This is a genomic window from Streptomyces sp. NPDC003042, from assembly GCF_053591315.1.
In genome coordinates this window covers 12,948-26,277 of the sequence record NZ_JBSFTP010000021.1, presented here as the reverse complement: position 1 = coordinate 26,277, position 13,330 = coordinate 12,948, and the positions used below count along the sequence as shown (strand labels likewise).

8 protein-coding genes are annotated in these 13,330 nt (G+C 72.6%); 3 read left to right on the top strand and 5 right to left on the bottom strand.

The genetic code is table 11. The features are described 5' to 3' along the window. Positions 1–248: 248 nt before the first annotated feature. Together ACWDYJ_RS13965 and ACWDYJ_RS13960 are read right to left on the bottom strand one after the other, a co-directional pair. Positions 249–881, bottom strand: coding sequence for an NUDIX domain-containing protein (locus ACWDYJ_RS13965; protein WP_451565747.1), 633 nt, complete (start codon positions 879–881; stop codon positions 249–251). Positions 882–972: 91 nt separating this feature from the next. Continuing rightward, positions 973–2,643 carry a CTP synthase gene (locus ACWDYJ_RS13960; RefSeq protein ID WP_451565795.1) on the bottom strand — a complete coding sequence of 557 codons (1,671 nt, stop codon included), beginning with the start codon at positions 2,641–2,643 and terminating at the stop codon, positions 973–975. A 493-nt stretch (positions 2,644–3,136) separates the two neighbouring features. Here ACWDYJ_RS13960 and ACWDYJ_RS13955 point away from each other — a divergent pair, with 493 nt between their 5' ends. Together ACWDYJ_RS13955 and ACWDYJ_RS13950 are read left to right on the top strand one after the other, a co-directional pair. After that, positions 3,137–4,942, top strand: a complete 1,806-nt coding sequence (locus ACWDYJ_RS13955; RefSeq protein WP_451565746.1) for a glycoside hydrolase family 15 protein — start codon at positions 3,137–3,139, stop codon at positions 4,940–4,942. 111 nt (positions 4,943–5,053) lie between these two features. Then, entirely contained in the window at positions 5,054–6,436 is a 1,383-nt protein-coding gene (locus tag ACWDYJ_RS13950; RefSeq protein ID WP_451565745.1) for an FAD-binding protein, read from the top strand. A 40-nt stretch (positions 6,437–6,476) separates the two neighbouring features. Here the strand turns inward: ACWDYJ_RS13950 and ACWDYJ_RS13945 are convergent, their stop codons facing one another. Further along, the gene (locus tag ACWDYJ_RS13945) at positions 6,477–8,126 is read right to left on the bottom strand and encodes a flavin monoamine oxidase family protein (RefSeq protein ID WP_451565744.1); all 1,650 of its coding nucleotides are present in this window, start codon (positions 8,124–8,126) and stop codon (positions 6,477–6,479) included. 12 nt (positions 8,127–8,138) lie between these two features. Continuing rightward, complete coding sequence (locus tag ACWDYJ_RS13940; RefSeq protein ID WP_451565743.1) at positions 8,139–9,716, bottom strand: APC family permease; 1,578 nt, start codon at positions 9,714–9,716, stop codon at positions 8,139–8,141. A 181-nt stretch (positions 9,717–9,897) separates the two neighbouring features. Here ACWDYJ_RS13940 and ACWDYJ_RS13935 point away from each other — a divergent pair, with 181 nt between their 5' ends. After that, a complete protein-coding gene (locus ACWDYJ_RS13935; RefSeq protein WP_451565742.1) occupies positions 9,898–11,529 on the top strand; it encodes a PucR family transcriptional regulator in 1,632 nt (543 codons plus the stop codon). Between the two features lie 531 nt (positions 11,530–12,060). On the opposite strand, the gene ACWDYJ_RS13930 is transcribed toward ACWDYJ_RS13935, so the two are convergent. Continuing rightward, positions 12,061–13,194: a glycosyltransferase family 4 protein gene (locus tag ACWDYJ_RS13930; protein WP_451565741.1), complete on the bottom strand. Its 1,134-nt coding sequence runs from the start codon at positions 13,192–13,194 to the stop codon at positions 12,061–12,063. Positions 13,195–13,330 lie beyond the last annotated feature (136 nt).

Here is a 13,330-nt window from a genome sequence, read left to right as displayed (position 1 = left end):
TGGAGCGCGGCGGGAAGATCCCCCGATCGGATCAGCGGATGGTCACACCGGGAGTCGGGCGGGCGGGCCACCGCCGCGGGTACTTCTCCCCGCTCCTCCCTTCCCGCGGCTTCCCGGGCTCCGCCCGGGGACCGCAGGTGGCGGCGCGTGGCGGGCCGGCCCGTCCGCGGTGCGGCCGCGGACCCGCCGCGCCGTCGCGGGCGCGCGGGCCCGGGGGCGGGTCGCCCGGCAGCCGCGACGCCCGGTGGCTACGCCTCGTGAGGGCGCGCCGGCCAGGGGGCCGACCCGGGCCGCAGCGCCTCGATCCCGCCATCCGTGGCCAGGGCCGCCGACAGCGCCAGCACGCCCGTCACCAGACCGGGATTGGCCAGCTCGCCCGCCAGGACGCCGCGCACCAGCTCCTCCAGCGGAACCCAGGCCAGCTCCATGTCCGCCTCCTCCGACGAGGCCTCCGTGTACCGCTCGCCCTCCGCGGGCCCGGTCTCCCGCGCGAGGAAGACCCGGATCGCCTCGTCGGAACCGCCCGGCGAGGCGAAGAAGTCGGCGAGCACCCGCCAGTCCCGGGCCGCGAGGTGGGCCTCCTCGTACAGTTCCCGCTTCGCCGTGCCCAGCGGGTTCTCCCCCGGTACGTCCAGCAGGCCCGCCGGCAGCTCCCACAGCCGGTGGCGCACGGGATGCCGGTACTGGCTCAGGACCAGGACGCGCCCCTGCCCGTCCAGCGCCAGCACGCACACCGAGCCGGGATGCGCCTGGTAGTCGCGGCGGACCACCGACCGGTCCGGCATCCGCACCTGGTCGGATTTGACGGCCGTCTTCGCGCCCTGGAACGGGGTCCGGGAAGCGACTACCTCCCATGACTGCGCCACATCTCTGATGTCCATAGCCCAAAGCCTCCACACAACGCACGACAGCCGGGGTACGGATCTTTCCGTACCCCGGCTGCCCACGTTATGCCGTCAGGCGGTCAGTCGGTCACTTCGCCGACTGCTGGCGCTCCACAGCTGCCTTGACCAGGCCCGCGAACAGCGGATGCGGCCGGGTCGGGCGGGAGCGGAGCTCCGGGTGCGCCTGCGTGGCGACCAGGTACGGGTGCACCTCGCGCGGGTACTCGACGTACTCGACGAGCTTGTTGTCCGGGGAGGTACCGGAGAAGACGAGGCCCGCCTTCTTCTCCAGCTCGCCGCGGTAGGCGTTGTTGACCTCGTAGCGGTGACGGTGGCGCTCGTCCACGTACGCCTCGTCGCCGTAGACCTCGCGCACGATGGAACCCTCGGCGAGCTTGGCCGGGTACATGCCCAGGCGCATGGTGCCGCCCAGGTCGCCCGCGCCCTCGACGAAGGCCAGCTGCTCCTCCATGGTCGAGATGACCGGGTGCGGGGTGGAGGCGTCGAACTCGGTGGAGTTCGCGTCCTCGATGCCCGCCAGGTTGCGCGCGGCCTCGATGACCACGCACTGCAGACCCAGGCACAGGCCGAGCAGCGGGATCTTGTTCTCGCGGGCGTAGGTGATCGCGCCGACCTTGCCGTTGACCCCGCGGTCGCCGAAGCCGCCGGGCACGCAGATCGCGTCCACATCGGCCAGCTGCGCCGCGGCGCCGGCCGCCGTCTTGCAGTCGTCGGAGGTGACCCACTTGATGTTGACGCGCGCCTTGTTGGCGAAGCCGCCGGCGCGCAGCGCCTCGGTCACCGACAGGTAGGCGTCGGGCAGGTCGATGTACTTGCCGACGAGTGCGACGCTGACCTCGTGGTCGGGGTTGTGGACCCGGTCCAGCAGGTCCTCCCACACCGTCCAGTCGACGTCGCGGAAGGGCAGGTCCAGCTTGCGGACGACGTACGCGTCCAGGCCCTCGGTGTGCAGCACCTTGGGGATGTCGTAGATCGACTTGGCGTCGATCGCCGCGACCACGGCGGCCTCGTCCACATCGCACATCAGCGAGATCTTACGCTTGATGGAGGTGGGGACCTCACGGTCGGCGCGCAGCACGATGGCGTCCGGCTGGATGCCGATGTTGCGCAGGGCCGCGACCGAGTGCTGGGTCGGCTTGGTCTTCAGCTCGCCGGAGGGGCCGATGTAGGGCAGCAGCGAGATGTGCACGACGAAGACGTTGTCGCGGCCGACCTCGTGGCGCACCTGGCGGACGGTCTCCAGGAACGGCAGCGACTCGATGTCGCCGACCGTGCCGCCGACCTCGGTGATGACGACGTCGACGTCCTCGGTCGCCATGCGGCGGATGCGGTGCTTGATCTCGTTGGTGATGTGCGGGATGACCTGCACGGTGTCACCGAGGTACTCGCCGCGCCGCTCCTTGGCGATCACCTGCGAGTAGACCTGGCCGGTGGTGACGTTGGCCGAGCCGTCGAGGTCGACGTCGAGGAAGCGCTCGTAGTGACCGATGTCCAGGTCGGTCTCGGCGCCGTCGTTGGTGACGAACACCTCACCGTGCTGGAACGGGTTCATCGTGCCGGGGTCGACGTTCAGGTACGGGTCGAGCTTCTGCATCGTGACCCGCAGGCCGCGCGCCTTCAGCAGCGCACCCAGGCTGGAGGCCGTCAGCCCCTTGCCGAGGGACGAAGCGACACCCCCGGTGACGAAGATGTGCTTGGTCGTCATGGCTGTGCTGTTTCGAAAAGCAGCGGGCGGCATAGCCAAGAGGGGGCTCCCGTGGTCGCGAAGTGAGGTGCGTCCGGCGCCGTTCCGCGGAGATCCGGAGGGTCTCTGGGGGCGCCGAAGCTGCGGTTTCGGGGCTCCTGATTCGCACAGGCAGACCACCGGTCCACGGGGTACCAGCCTATCAGCGCCCGGGACGGTCCGCCTCCGGGCGCGCGGCGGTCGGCGTCGCGGTGACGGCCCGACCCGGCCGCTGGGCCACTCGGCGGGCCGTCCGTGGGGCCGTTCGGCCTGCTCACTCGTTCAGTCGAGTCACATTGTCCCAACACTTCAGGAGATCACTAGGGTGCCGACGTACTCTGCTCGGATATCGCTGCACTTCGCTGCCGAGCAGTCCGGCAATCGGCGTAACGACGCCGGTTCCGGGATCATTGGCTCGATGCGGGGATCCCTACACGCAGGAGACCGCGCAACCGCGCAATGCAAGCGCCCTCAGGGGCGGACGTGGCCGTTCGACTGGAGATGCAACGTGTCCGGGCGCATCGAGGATTACGCACTGATCGGGGACATGCAGACCGCGGCGTTGGTCTGCCGGGACGGAGCGGTGGACTGGATGTGTCTGCCCCGTTTCGACTCCCAAGCCGCCTTCGCGAGCATTCTCGGTACCGAGGATCACGGGTTCTGGCGGGTCGGCCCCGCGTACCCGCCCGGGACCGAGGCCCCCGCGGCCGACCGCCGCGGCTACCGGGGCGACTCCCTGGTGCTCGAGTCGGAGTGGGACACCCCGCGCGGGACCGTCCGCATCATCGACTTCATGCCGCCCCGCGAGGGCCACGCGCCGCAGCTGATCCGCATCGTGGAGGGCGTCAGCGGGCGCGTCCCGATGCGCTCGGCCCTGCGCATGCGCTTCAGCTACGGACGGGTCGTGCCCTGGGTGCACAAGGTCGACGGCCGCACCGTGGCCGTCGCCGGCCCGGACTCGGTCTGGTTCGACACCAGCACCGAGACCTACGGCAAGGACCTGACGACCTACTCCGACTTCACCGTCGGCCCCGGCGACCGGGTGGCCTTCGCCATCAGCTGGCAGCCCTCCCACCGCACCGCCCCGGAGTCCCCCGACGCCGAGGCGGCGCTGGAGGCGACCACCGAGTTCTGGCGGGACTGGGTCGAGCACTGTACGTACCACGGGCCCTACCGGGAGGCCGTGGTCCGTTCCCTGATCACCCTCAAGGCCCTGACGTACGCCCCGACGGGCGGCATCGTCGCCGCGCCGACCACCTCCCTCCCGGAGGAGATCGGCGGGGTCCGCAACTGGGACTACCGCTACACCTGGCTTCGCGACGCCGCCATCACCCTGTCCTCGCTGCTGCGCACCGGCTACCGCGAGGAGGCCTCCGCCTGGCGGGACTGGCTGCTGCGCGCGGTCGCCGGCGACCCGGAGAACCTGCAGATCATGTACGGGATCGCGGGCGAGCGGGAGCTGGGCGAGACCGAGCTGGACTGGCTGCCGGGCTACGAGAACTCCAGCCCGGTCCGCGTCGGCAACGGCGCCGCCAACCAGCTCCAGCTCGACGTGTACGGCGAGGTCACCGAGGCCCTGCACCTGGGCCACATGACCGGCCTGGCCCGCAACGACTACGCCTCGCTGCTCCAGCTCAAGCTGATCCGCTACCTGGAGACCCACTGGAACGAGCCGGACGAGGGCATCTGGGAGGTGCGCGGCCCGCGCCGCCACTTCGTGCACTCCAAGGTGATGGCCTGGGTGGCCGTGGACCGCACGATCAAGCTGATCGAGAGCGGGGACGCGGACGGCCCGCTGGAGCGCTGGCGGGCACTGCGTGACGAGATCCACGCGGACGTGTGCGAGAAGGGCTACGACAAGGAACGCAACACCTTCACCCAGTCGTACGGCTCCCAGGAGCTGGACGCCTCGCTGCTGCTGATCCCTCAGATGGGCTTCCTGCCACCGGACGACAAGCGCGTCATCGGCACCATCGAGGCGATCCAGCGCGAGCTGTCCACCCAGGACGGTTTCATCCTGCGCTATCCGACGGCCGGCGAGGAGGCCGGTGTGGACGGCCTGCAGGGCGACGAGGGGGCCTTCCTCGCCTGTTCCTTCTGGATGGCGGACGACCTCGCGATGATCGGCCGGGTCGACGAGGCCCGCCGCCTCTTCGAGAAGCTGCTGTCGCTGCGCAACGACCTGGGGCTGCTGGCGGAGGAGTGGGACCCCAAGCTCCAGCGCCAGGTGGGGAACTTCCCGCAGGCCTTCAGCCACGTTCCCCTGATCGACACGGCCCTGCGGCTGACGGCGAGCGGGGCGTACGGCGGGTAGCGCGGGCACCGCGCGGCTCGCCCGGGGCGCGGCGTTCTTCGCCGCGCCCGGATGATCCCCCGCGTCTACGCTGGACGAGTCCTATGCCCTCCCCGCTGGAAGGGGGCAGCCATGGCTCCCCTGTCGAAGGCGGGCGCGGCCCTGACCGCGCTCCGCGAGGATCTGGCCGGCGACGTATTCGCTCCGGACGACCCCGGGTACGACGAGGCCCGGAAGGTGTTCAACGCGATGATCGACCGCCGCCCGGCGGTCATCGCCCAGTGCGAGAGCACGGCGGACGTGGTGACCGCCGTGCAGTTCGCGCGGAACCTGGACCTGAAGATCTCGGTGCGCGGCGGCGGGCACAGCGTGGCCGGGACGGCCGTCAACGACGGCGGTCTGGTCGTCGACCTGCGCCGGATGCACGAGGTGACGATCCACCCGGCCGCCAGGGCCGCCCACGTCGAGGGCGGGGCCACCATGAGCCACCTGGACCGGGCCTGCCAGCCGTACGCCCTGGCGACCACCGGCGGCCGGGCCTCCACCACCGGCGTCGGCGGGTTCGTACTGGGCGGGGGTTCCGGCTGGCTGGACCGGAAGTTCGGCCTGGCGGTGGACAACCTGCTGGGCGTCGACCTGGTCACCGCCGAGGGCGAGCTGGTCCACGCGACCGCCGAGGACCACCCCGAGCTGTTCTGGGGGCTGCACGGCGGCGGCGGGAACTTCGGCGTCGCCACCTCCCTGACGCTGCGGCTGCACGAACTGCCGGCCATGTCGGTCGCGTTCCTGCTGTACCTGCCGGAGCGCGGGCCGGAGGTGGTCCGTACGTTCCGGGACGTCGTCGAGACCGGCCCGCCCGAGGCGAGCGGCGCCGCCCTGTATCTGACCGGCCCGCCCGAGGAGTTCGTGCCGCCGCACCTGGTCGGCCGGCTGCTGGCCGGCGTCCTGCTGACGTACGCGGGCCCCGAGGCGGAGATGCTGCGGCTCGCCGCGCCGCTGCTGGCGATCCCGCACGAGGCGGAGATCGCGACGGCCATCCCGTACGCCGATCTCCAGTGCATGATCGACGACCCGCCGGGGATGCGGAACTACTGGTCGGCGGAGTACCTCACGGGTCTGCCCGACGCCTTCGTGGACGTGTTCTGCGCCCGCGCCGACTCCATGCCGGTGCCGACCGGTACCCAGCACCTGGTCTGGGCGCAGGGCGGTGCGATCGCCGAGGGCCCGGACGACTACCCGGTTCCGTATCGGGACGCGGCCTGGGCGGTGCACCCGTTCGGGATCTGGGAGGACCCGGCCGACGACGAGCGGTGCCGGCAGTGGGTCAAGGACGTCCGCGCCGACGCCCGTCCGTGGAGCACCGGCGCGGTCTACCTCAACTTCACCGGCGACGAGGGCGCGGACCGGGTGGTCGCGGGCCTCGGCGCCGAGAACATGGAGCGGCTGGGCCGGCTGAAGCGGCGCTACGACCCGGACAACGTCTTCCGCTTCAACCACAACATCAAGCCGCTCTGAGGGCGTTCGGGCCCGATTTCCGGCGTCTTTTCCGGCCTCCTCAGGAGGTGAGCGCGGTGACCACCTCGCGTGCCGCCCGCTCGCCCTCCGTCGCGCCGCCTTCCATGAACCCCTGGAAGTCGTAGCTGGTGTGCTCGCCGCCGATGTGGATGTTGCCCTGCGCGGTGCCCTCGTACTGGGCGTAGCGGTGCAGGTAGCCGGTGGGCCAGTACGAGTACGCGCCCAGCGAGTACGGGTTGCGGTGCCACGCGGAGAGCTGCGCCCGCCCGTTCCAGACGGCCTTGGTACCGGGGTAGAAGGCGTCGATGCCGGTCAGCATGCGGTCGGCGAGTTGGCGGACGTAGGGGTCGGACTGGGTGGCGAAGGGGGTCGCCGGAGTGAGGGAGGAGGCCAGGCTGCCGCCCGCGTACTGGAGCAGGATGCCGCCGGTGCCGGACTGCACCTTGGTGGTGTCCCAGGTCTGCTGCACGTCGGAGTCGGTGAAGCAGTCGCCGGCGGACACGCCCGGCCAGGCGCCGGTGCCGCGCCAGGGGCGGGACGTGAACTGCATGTTGAGCTTGGTGCAGTGGCCCATCCGGGCGTCGCGCAGCAGGTTGCGCATGAGCGGGTCGAAGCCGGCTCCCGTGGTGTCCACGCGCTGGAGGACCGGGAGCGGCAGGCAGAGGATGGTGTGGTCGGCGGTCGCGGTGCGCACCGAGCCGGAGTCGTTGAAGGTGAGGGTCTGGGTGCCGTCGGCGTTGGCGCGTACGGCGACCAGCTCGCGGCCCATGACCAGGGAGCCGGCGGGTAGCGCCGCGGCGATGGCGTTCGGCAGCTGGTCGTTGCCTCCGGTGATGTGGTAGCGCTCGTTGGACAGGCCCCACACGTTGAAGTGGCCGGGATTCGGCTGGTAGCCCATCAGCAGCACCAGCGCGAGGGCGGACTGCAGTTGGGTCTCGGCTCCGTACTCGACGTTGTAGGCCACGTCGATGAAGCGGCCGAGCTGCGAGCCGTGGCCGCCGGGGACGCGGGTCTCGATCCACTCGTAGATGCTCATGTTGTCGAGGGCCGTGCCGGTGGGGGTGGTGTTGTTCCAGCTGACCTCGCCGGACTCCTGGAGGTCGCGGTGCAGCGACTGGTAGACGGCCTTGAAATCGTCGTCGGCCTGGTGGCGCGGGTAGTACTCGCCGTTGAACCAGAGGACTTCCTCCGCTCCGATGGGACCGCCGCCGAGGAAGTCCTCGGTGGGCAGGTTGAAGCGGCGGCACAGCGCCAGGATCTTCTTGTGGCTGGTGTCGATCAGCTCGCCGCCGATCTCGGAGGTCTGGCCGTAGGCCCAGTGGTCGCGCTGGCTCCACATCCGGCCTCCGACCCGGGTCGGGTTGGCCTCGTAGAGGGTGAAGGGGACGCCCGCGTCCTTGAGCGTGAGCGCGGCGGTGAGGCCGGAGATGCCCGCGCCGATCACGGCGACGCGCGCGGGGGTGACGCGCTTGCTGTCGGGCCGGGGCTCGGCGGCGTGGGCGGGCGCGGAGCCGGCCGCGGAGACGGCGGAGGCGGCGATCGCGGTGCCGAGGCCGACGGCGGCGGCCCGGCCGAGGAGTTCGCGGCGGGTGGAGCCGCGGACCTCGGCGGCGGGTATCCCGAGCCTGCGGGCGGCCGCGTGTTCGGCGGCGAGTCGGCGCAGGGAGTGCATCAGGGGCGTACGGGCCATGGCGGTGGCTCCTCAGACGTTCGCGGCGGTGGGGTCGGACGGGGTGGACGGGGCTGACGGGTTTGACGGGGCTGACGCGGCGGGGCCGTCGGTGCGTTCGGTGGCGTCCTCCAGGACGATCCGGCCGATGACCTCGTAGCGCGCGGGCGCCTTGACCTTGAGCCAGAGCCCCAGTCCGAGGCCCCCGAGGAAGACCGCGCCGACGATCCACGGGATGAGCTTGAAGAACAGGGATCCGGCGGCGGCTCCCGCGGCGGTCTCCATGTTGAGCACCAGCAGGACGACGACGGCGATCATGCCGATCCCGCCGAGCAGCGGTGCGGTGAAGGTCTTGAACCAGTGCCGGTCCTCGGGGTGGTTCTTGCGGAAGTACCCGATGACGGCGAAGGAGCACAGCGTCTGCACGATCAGGATCGCCATCGTGCCGAGGATCGCGAGGAGCGTGTAGAGGTGCAGGTACGGGTCCTGGCCGGACAGCCAGAAGCCGGCGACGAGGGCGGTGGCGATGGCGGTCTGCACCACGGAGGCCACGTACGGCGAGCCGTGCCGGGGGTGGGTGTGCCCGAGCTTCGGGGAGAGGAAGCCCTCGCGGCCTATGGCGTACAGGTAGCGGGCGGCGCACTGGTGGAAGGCCATGCCGCAGGCGAAGGAGCCGGTGAGCAGCAGCCACTGGAAGGCGTCGACGGCCCAGGCGCCGATGAAGGCCTGGGTGGGCGCGAAGAAGAGGTCGAGGGGGCTGGCGGAGGAGGACAGTTCGACGGACTTGGCCAGGCCGTTGCCCGCGATGGTCATCCAGGAGACGTAGATGTAGAAGAGGCCGACACCGACGACGGAGATGAGGGTGGCCTTGGGGATGACCCGCTTGGGGTCGCGGGACTCCTCCCCGTACATGGCGGTGGACTCGAAGCCGACCCAGGACCAGAAGGCGAAGAAGAGGCCGAGTCCGGCGGAGGTGCCGGTGAAGGCGTTCGCGGGGTTGACGGGTTCGAGCGGGATCCCGTCCGGGCCGCCGCCGGCGAGCAGGACGGCGGTGGCGACGGCGAACAGCACGGCGATCTCGCCGATCAGCATCACGCCGAGCGCCTTGGCCGTGAGGTTGATGTCGAAGTGCGCGAGCGCGGCGGTCACGGCCAGCATGGCGGCCGCGTAGAGGATCCAGGGCAGGTCCACGCCGAGCTGGTCGTGGACGGTGGTCTTGGCGAAGTAGGAGAAGACGCCGACGATCGAGGCCTCGAAGACGATGTACGCGAGGACGGCGAGCATGCCGGAGGCCATTCCGGCGATCCGGCCGAGGCCGTGCGAGATGTACCCGTAGAAGGCGCCGGCGGCGGTGATGCGCTTGGCCATGGCCACGTAGCCGACCGCGAAGACGGTCAGGACGACGGTCGCGAAGAGATATCCGGCCGGGGCTCCGGTGCCGTTGCCGAAGCCGACGGCGATGGGGAGGTTGCCGGTCATCGCGGTGATCGGGGCGGCGGTGGCGACGGCCATGAACACGACGCCGACCAGGCCGACGGAGTTGGCTTTGAGGCGCTGGACCGGGGGTGTTCTCTGTGCCTCCGGCGCCGGGGTGGCGCTGCCTGTGCTCATGACGTCCTCGTTCCTGTCGGTGGGGCGCCACTCTCCCCTCACGTGACGCAGACCACAATCGGCACGTAGTCCGATAATCCCCTTGCGGGGCAGACGACTTGTCGGGCCGGAAGGGGACACATCGGTCGCCGTAACCGGCCGGTGATGTGCTGGGAACCGGACGGCCGGTACCGTCCGCGCTATGGACGACCAGGGCGGCGGCATCACGGTTCAGCGGGCACTGGAGCTGCCGGGGCTGCGCAGCGGCCTCCCGGAGGTGGTGGCCTGCGCCGACCGGCTCGGCCGGACGGTGCGCTGGGTGCACGCGGGCGAGGTGCCGAACATCGCCTCCCTGCTCAAGGGCGGCGAGCTGCTGCTGACCACCGGGCTCGGCCTCGGCACCCGGCCCGCCGAGCAGCGTGCCTTCGTACGCCGCCTCGCGGACCGGGGGATCGCCGCGCTGGTCGTCGAGCTGGGCCCGCGGTTCACCCGGCTGCCGACGGCGATCGTCGAGACGGCGCGCTCGGCGGGCCTGCCCCTGGTGCAACTGCACCGCGAGGTCCCCTTCGTGGCGGTCACCGAAGAGGTCCACACCGAGATCGTCAACGGCCACTACGCCCTGCTCCAGCGGGCCGAGGAGGTCCACCGGCGCTGCACGGAGGCCCTGCTGGGGGGCGGCGGCATCCCGCAGGTGCTGCGCATCCTCGCGGACTTCACCGCCAACCCGGTCTTCCTGGAGACCCCGGACGGCCAACTGCTGTACGCCGCCGGACCGGTGTCCGGCGACGCCGCGGCCGACCCGCTCCAGGTGTGGGAAGGCCTACGGGGCCAGCACCCGGCGGAGCCGTCGGCGAACGCGGTCGTGGTCGACGTACCCGGCGGCGGCCCCGGCACCGGCTCCGTCCGTGCCCGGGTCGTCCTGCTCGGCGTCTCGGCCCCGCTCCAGCCGGTCCACCGGATGGCGGCGGAGCGCACGGTGGGCGTCCTGGCGGTCGTCCTCATGCAGGCGCGGCAGGAGGACGAACTGGCAGCCCGGGGCCGCGGCGACTTCCTGAGCGACCTGGCGGAAGGCCGGATCTCGGCGGACGACGCCCCGGCGCAGGCGCGGGTCCTGGGCTTCAGGCCGGGCACGGGCCCGCTGCTGCCGATAGTGATGCGGCTGGCCACGGAACTCGCCCCGTCGGGCAACTGGGCCGTCCTGGCCCGCGCGGTCCTGGAGGAACTCGGCGCGGTCGGTGTCCCGGTCCTGCTCGGCGTACGCCCCGTCGAGGGCCGGGTCCCGCTGCTGGTCTCCCTGCGCGCCGAGTCGGAACGCACCGCGGTCGCCGACCGGGTCGCCGCCGCGCTGCGGGCGGGCGTCGAACGGGCCGGCCTCGACCGGGCCGGCGCCCCGCCGGCGGTCGTCGTCGGCGTCGCCGGCAGCTGGGCGGCGGCCTCGGCGGGCCTGCGCCACGCCGCCGAAACGGCCACGGCGGCCCACGGCCTCCCGCCGCGCCCCTGGTACGACGCCCGCCGTCTGGACATCGACCTGCTGCTGTGGCGGCTGCGCGAACAGCCCGACCTGGCGGCGTTCGTGGACCGCGCGATCGGCGCGCTGCGCACCCACGACGCCACCTCGCGCCCGCCGCTCCTGCCCACCCTGGAGACGTACCTGGCCCACGCGGGCCGGAAGGCGGAAACGGCCCGCGAACTCCACCTCAACCGCCAGACCCTGTACAACCGCCTGGCCCGCATCTCGGAACTCCTGGGCACGGACCTCGACGACCCGGAGACGGTCCTCTCCCTCAGCCTGGCCCTCCGCGCCCGCCGCCACGTGCATTCCACTCCTTCTTGACGCGCCGCTCCATTTCTCGACGCGCCGCTCGCACCGCGCGGCGCCGGGGCGCCTTACGGGGCTTCGCGCCGCTGCGCCGGGCCCATCCTGACGCGCCCCTCGCACGGCTCGGCCCTGGCGGGCCTCCCCGCTTCGCGCCGCTGCGCCGGGCCCATATCCTGACGCGCCCCTCACACGGCTCGGCCCTGGCGGGCCTCCCCGCTTCGTGCCGCTGCGCCGGGCCCATTTCCTGACGCGCCCCTCGCATGGCTCGGCCCTGGCGGGCCTCCCCGCTTCGCGCCGCTGCGCCGGACTCCGTCCGTCGGGCCCTGGGCGGGGTCCCGCCACCGCCGTCGACCAGGTGCGGGTGAGTGCCCTGCGGGGCCTGTCCCCTACCCGCCCTTCCACCGTTCCCTGGGCTCCGCCCAGACCCGCTACGGGGCTTCGCCCCGGACCGGACCCCGTAGGGGCAAACACAGGCGAGGCCGAGACGGGGGTTTGAGGCGCGGGGTCCGGGGCGGAGCCCCGGCAGTGGCGCCGCGCCCGCCCCCGCTACCGACGTCCGCGTTCCATCAGCTCGTCGTAGACGGACAGGACCTGCGCCACCGTGTCGTCCTCCGACGGCCACGTCGCGGCCTGGGCCCGGCCCGCCGCACCCAGCGCCGCCCGCCGCTCCGGGTCGGCCAGCAGCGCGGCCACCGCGGCGGCCAGCGCCTGCGGATCCCCGTACGGCACGAGCACCGCCGCGTCCCCGACGAGTTCCGGGACCGCTCCGACCTCCGTGGCCACCAGGGCCACCCCGGCGCGCAGCGCCTCCTGGGCGAGCAGTGAGCGGCCCTCCCACCGGCTCGGCAGCACCGCGACGTCCGCCGCGGCCAGCAGCCGGTCGGTGTCCCGGCGGCGTCCCAGCAGCCGTACCGGGAGCGCCTCCGCCTCGATCCGCCGGGACAGTTCGGCCCGCAGCGGCCCCTCCCCCGCGATCACCAGCAGCGGCGCCGGTTCCAGTGCCCGCCACGACCGGGCCGCGTCCAGCAGTACGGAGTACCCGCGCCGCGCGACCAGGCTGCCGACGGCGATCACCAACGGCCGCCCCACGGCGCCCAGTTCGGCCCGGGTCTTGTCCGCGTCGGCGGCCGGCTCAGGGCCGGCCGGGGCCGGTACCGCCACCGCCGCCAGCCGGGCGTCCCGCGCCCCGCGCCGCCGTGCGAGGTCCACCTGGTCCGAGGAAGCCCCCAGCACCACCGCCGCGGTGCGGGCCACGTGCCGCTCCAGCAGGCGGCTCAGACCGCCGAGCGCGCCCGCCGCTTCGGGGGCGCCTCCGTGCCAGGTCACGACCAGCGGTACCCGCCGCCCGCCGCCACCGCGCAGCGCCAGCGCGGCCCGCATCCCGGCCCGCACCCCGTGCGCGTGCACGAGGTCGGCCCCGGCGCAGGCGGCCCGCAGCGCGCTCACCGCGTCCGGTGTGAACCGGGCGCCGGCGCCGGTGAAGTCGTACTCCCCCTCGGCTTCGACGGGGGCGCACACGGTGACCCGTACTCCGCGCGCGGCGAGCCCGGTCGCCAGCGACCGTACGTGCGCGCTGCTGCCCGCGCCCGCGCCGCCGAGGACCTGGACGGTACGCAGCGGCGCCCGCCCGTACGGCTGTGCGGGGGTGGCGGCGGGGGAGGAAACCGGGGAGCTGCTCACGGGCCGAAGCTCCAGGGGGAGGAGTCAGAGACGTCGCCAAGAATGCCAGTCCGCACGCGCGTTCCGGGACCATACGGGTACGGATCCCGTACGAGATACCGCCGGATCCCGCCGATCCTCACCCACACGGGCTATC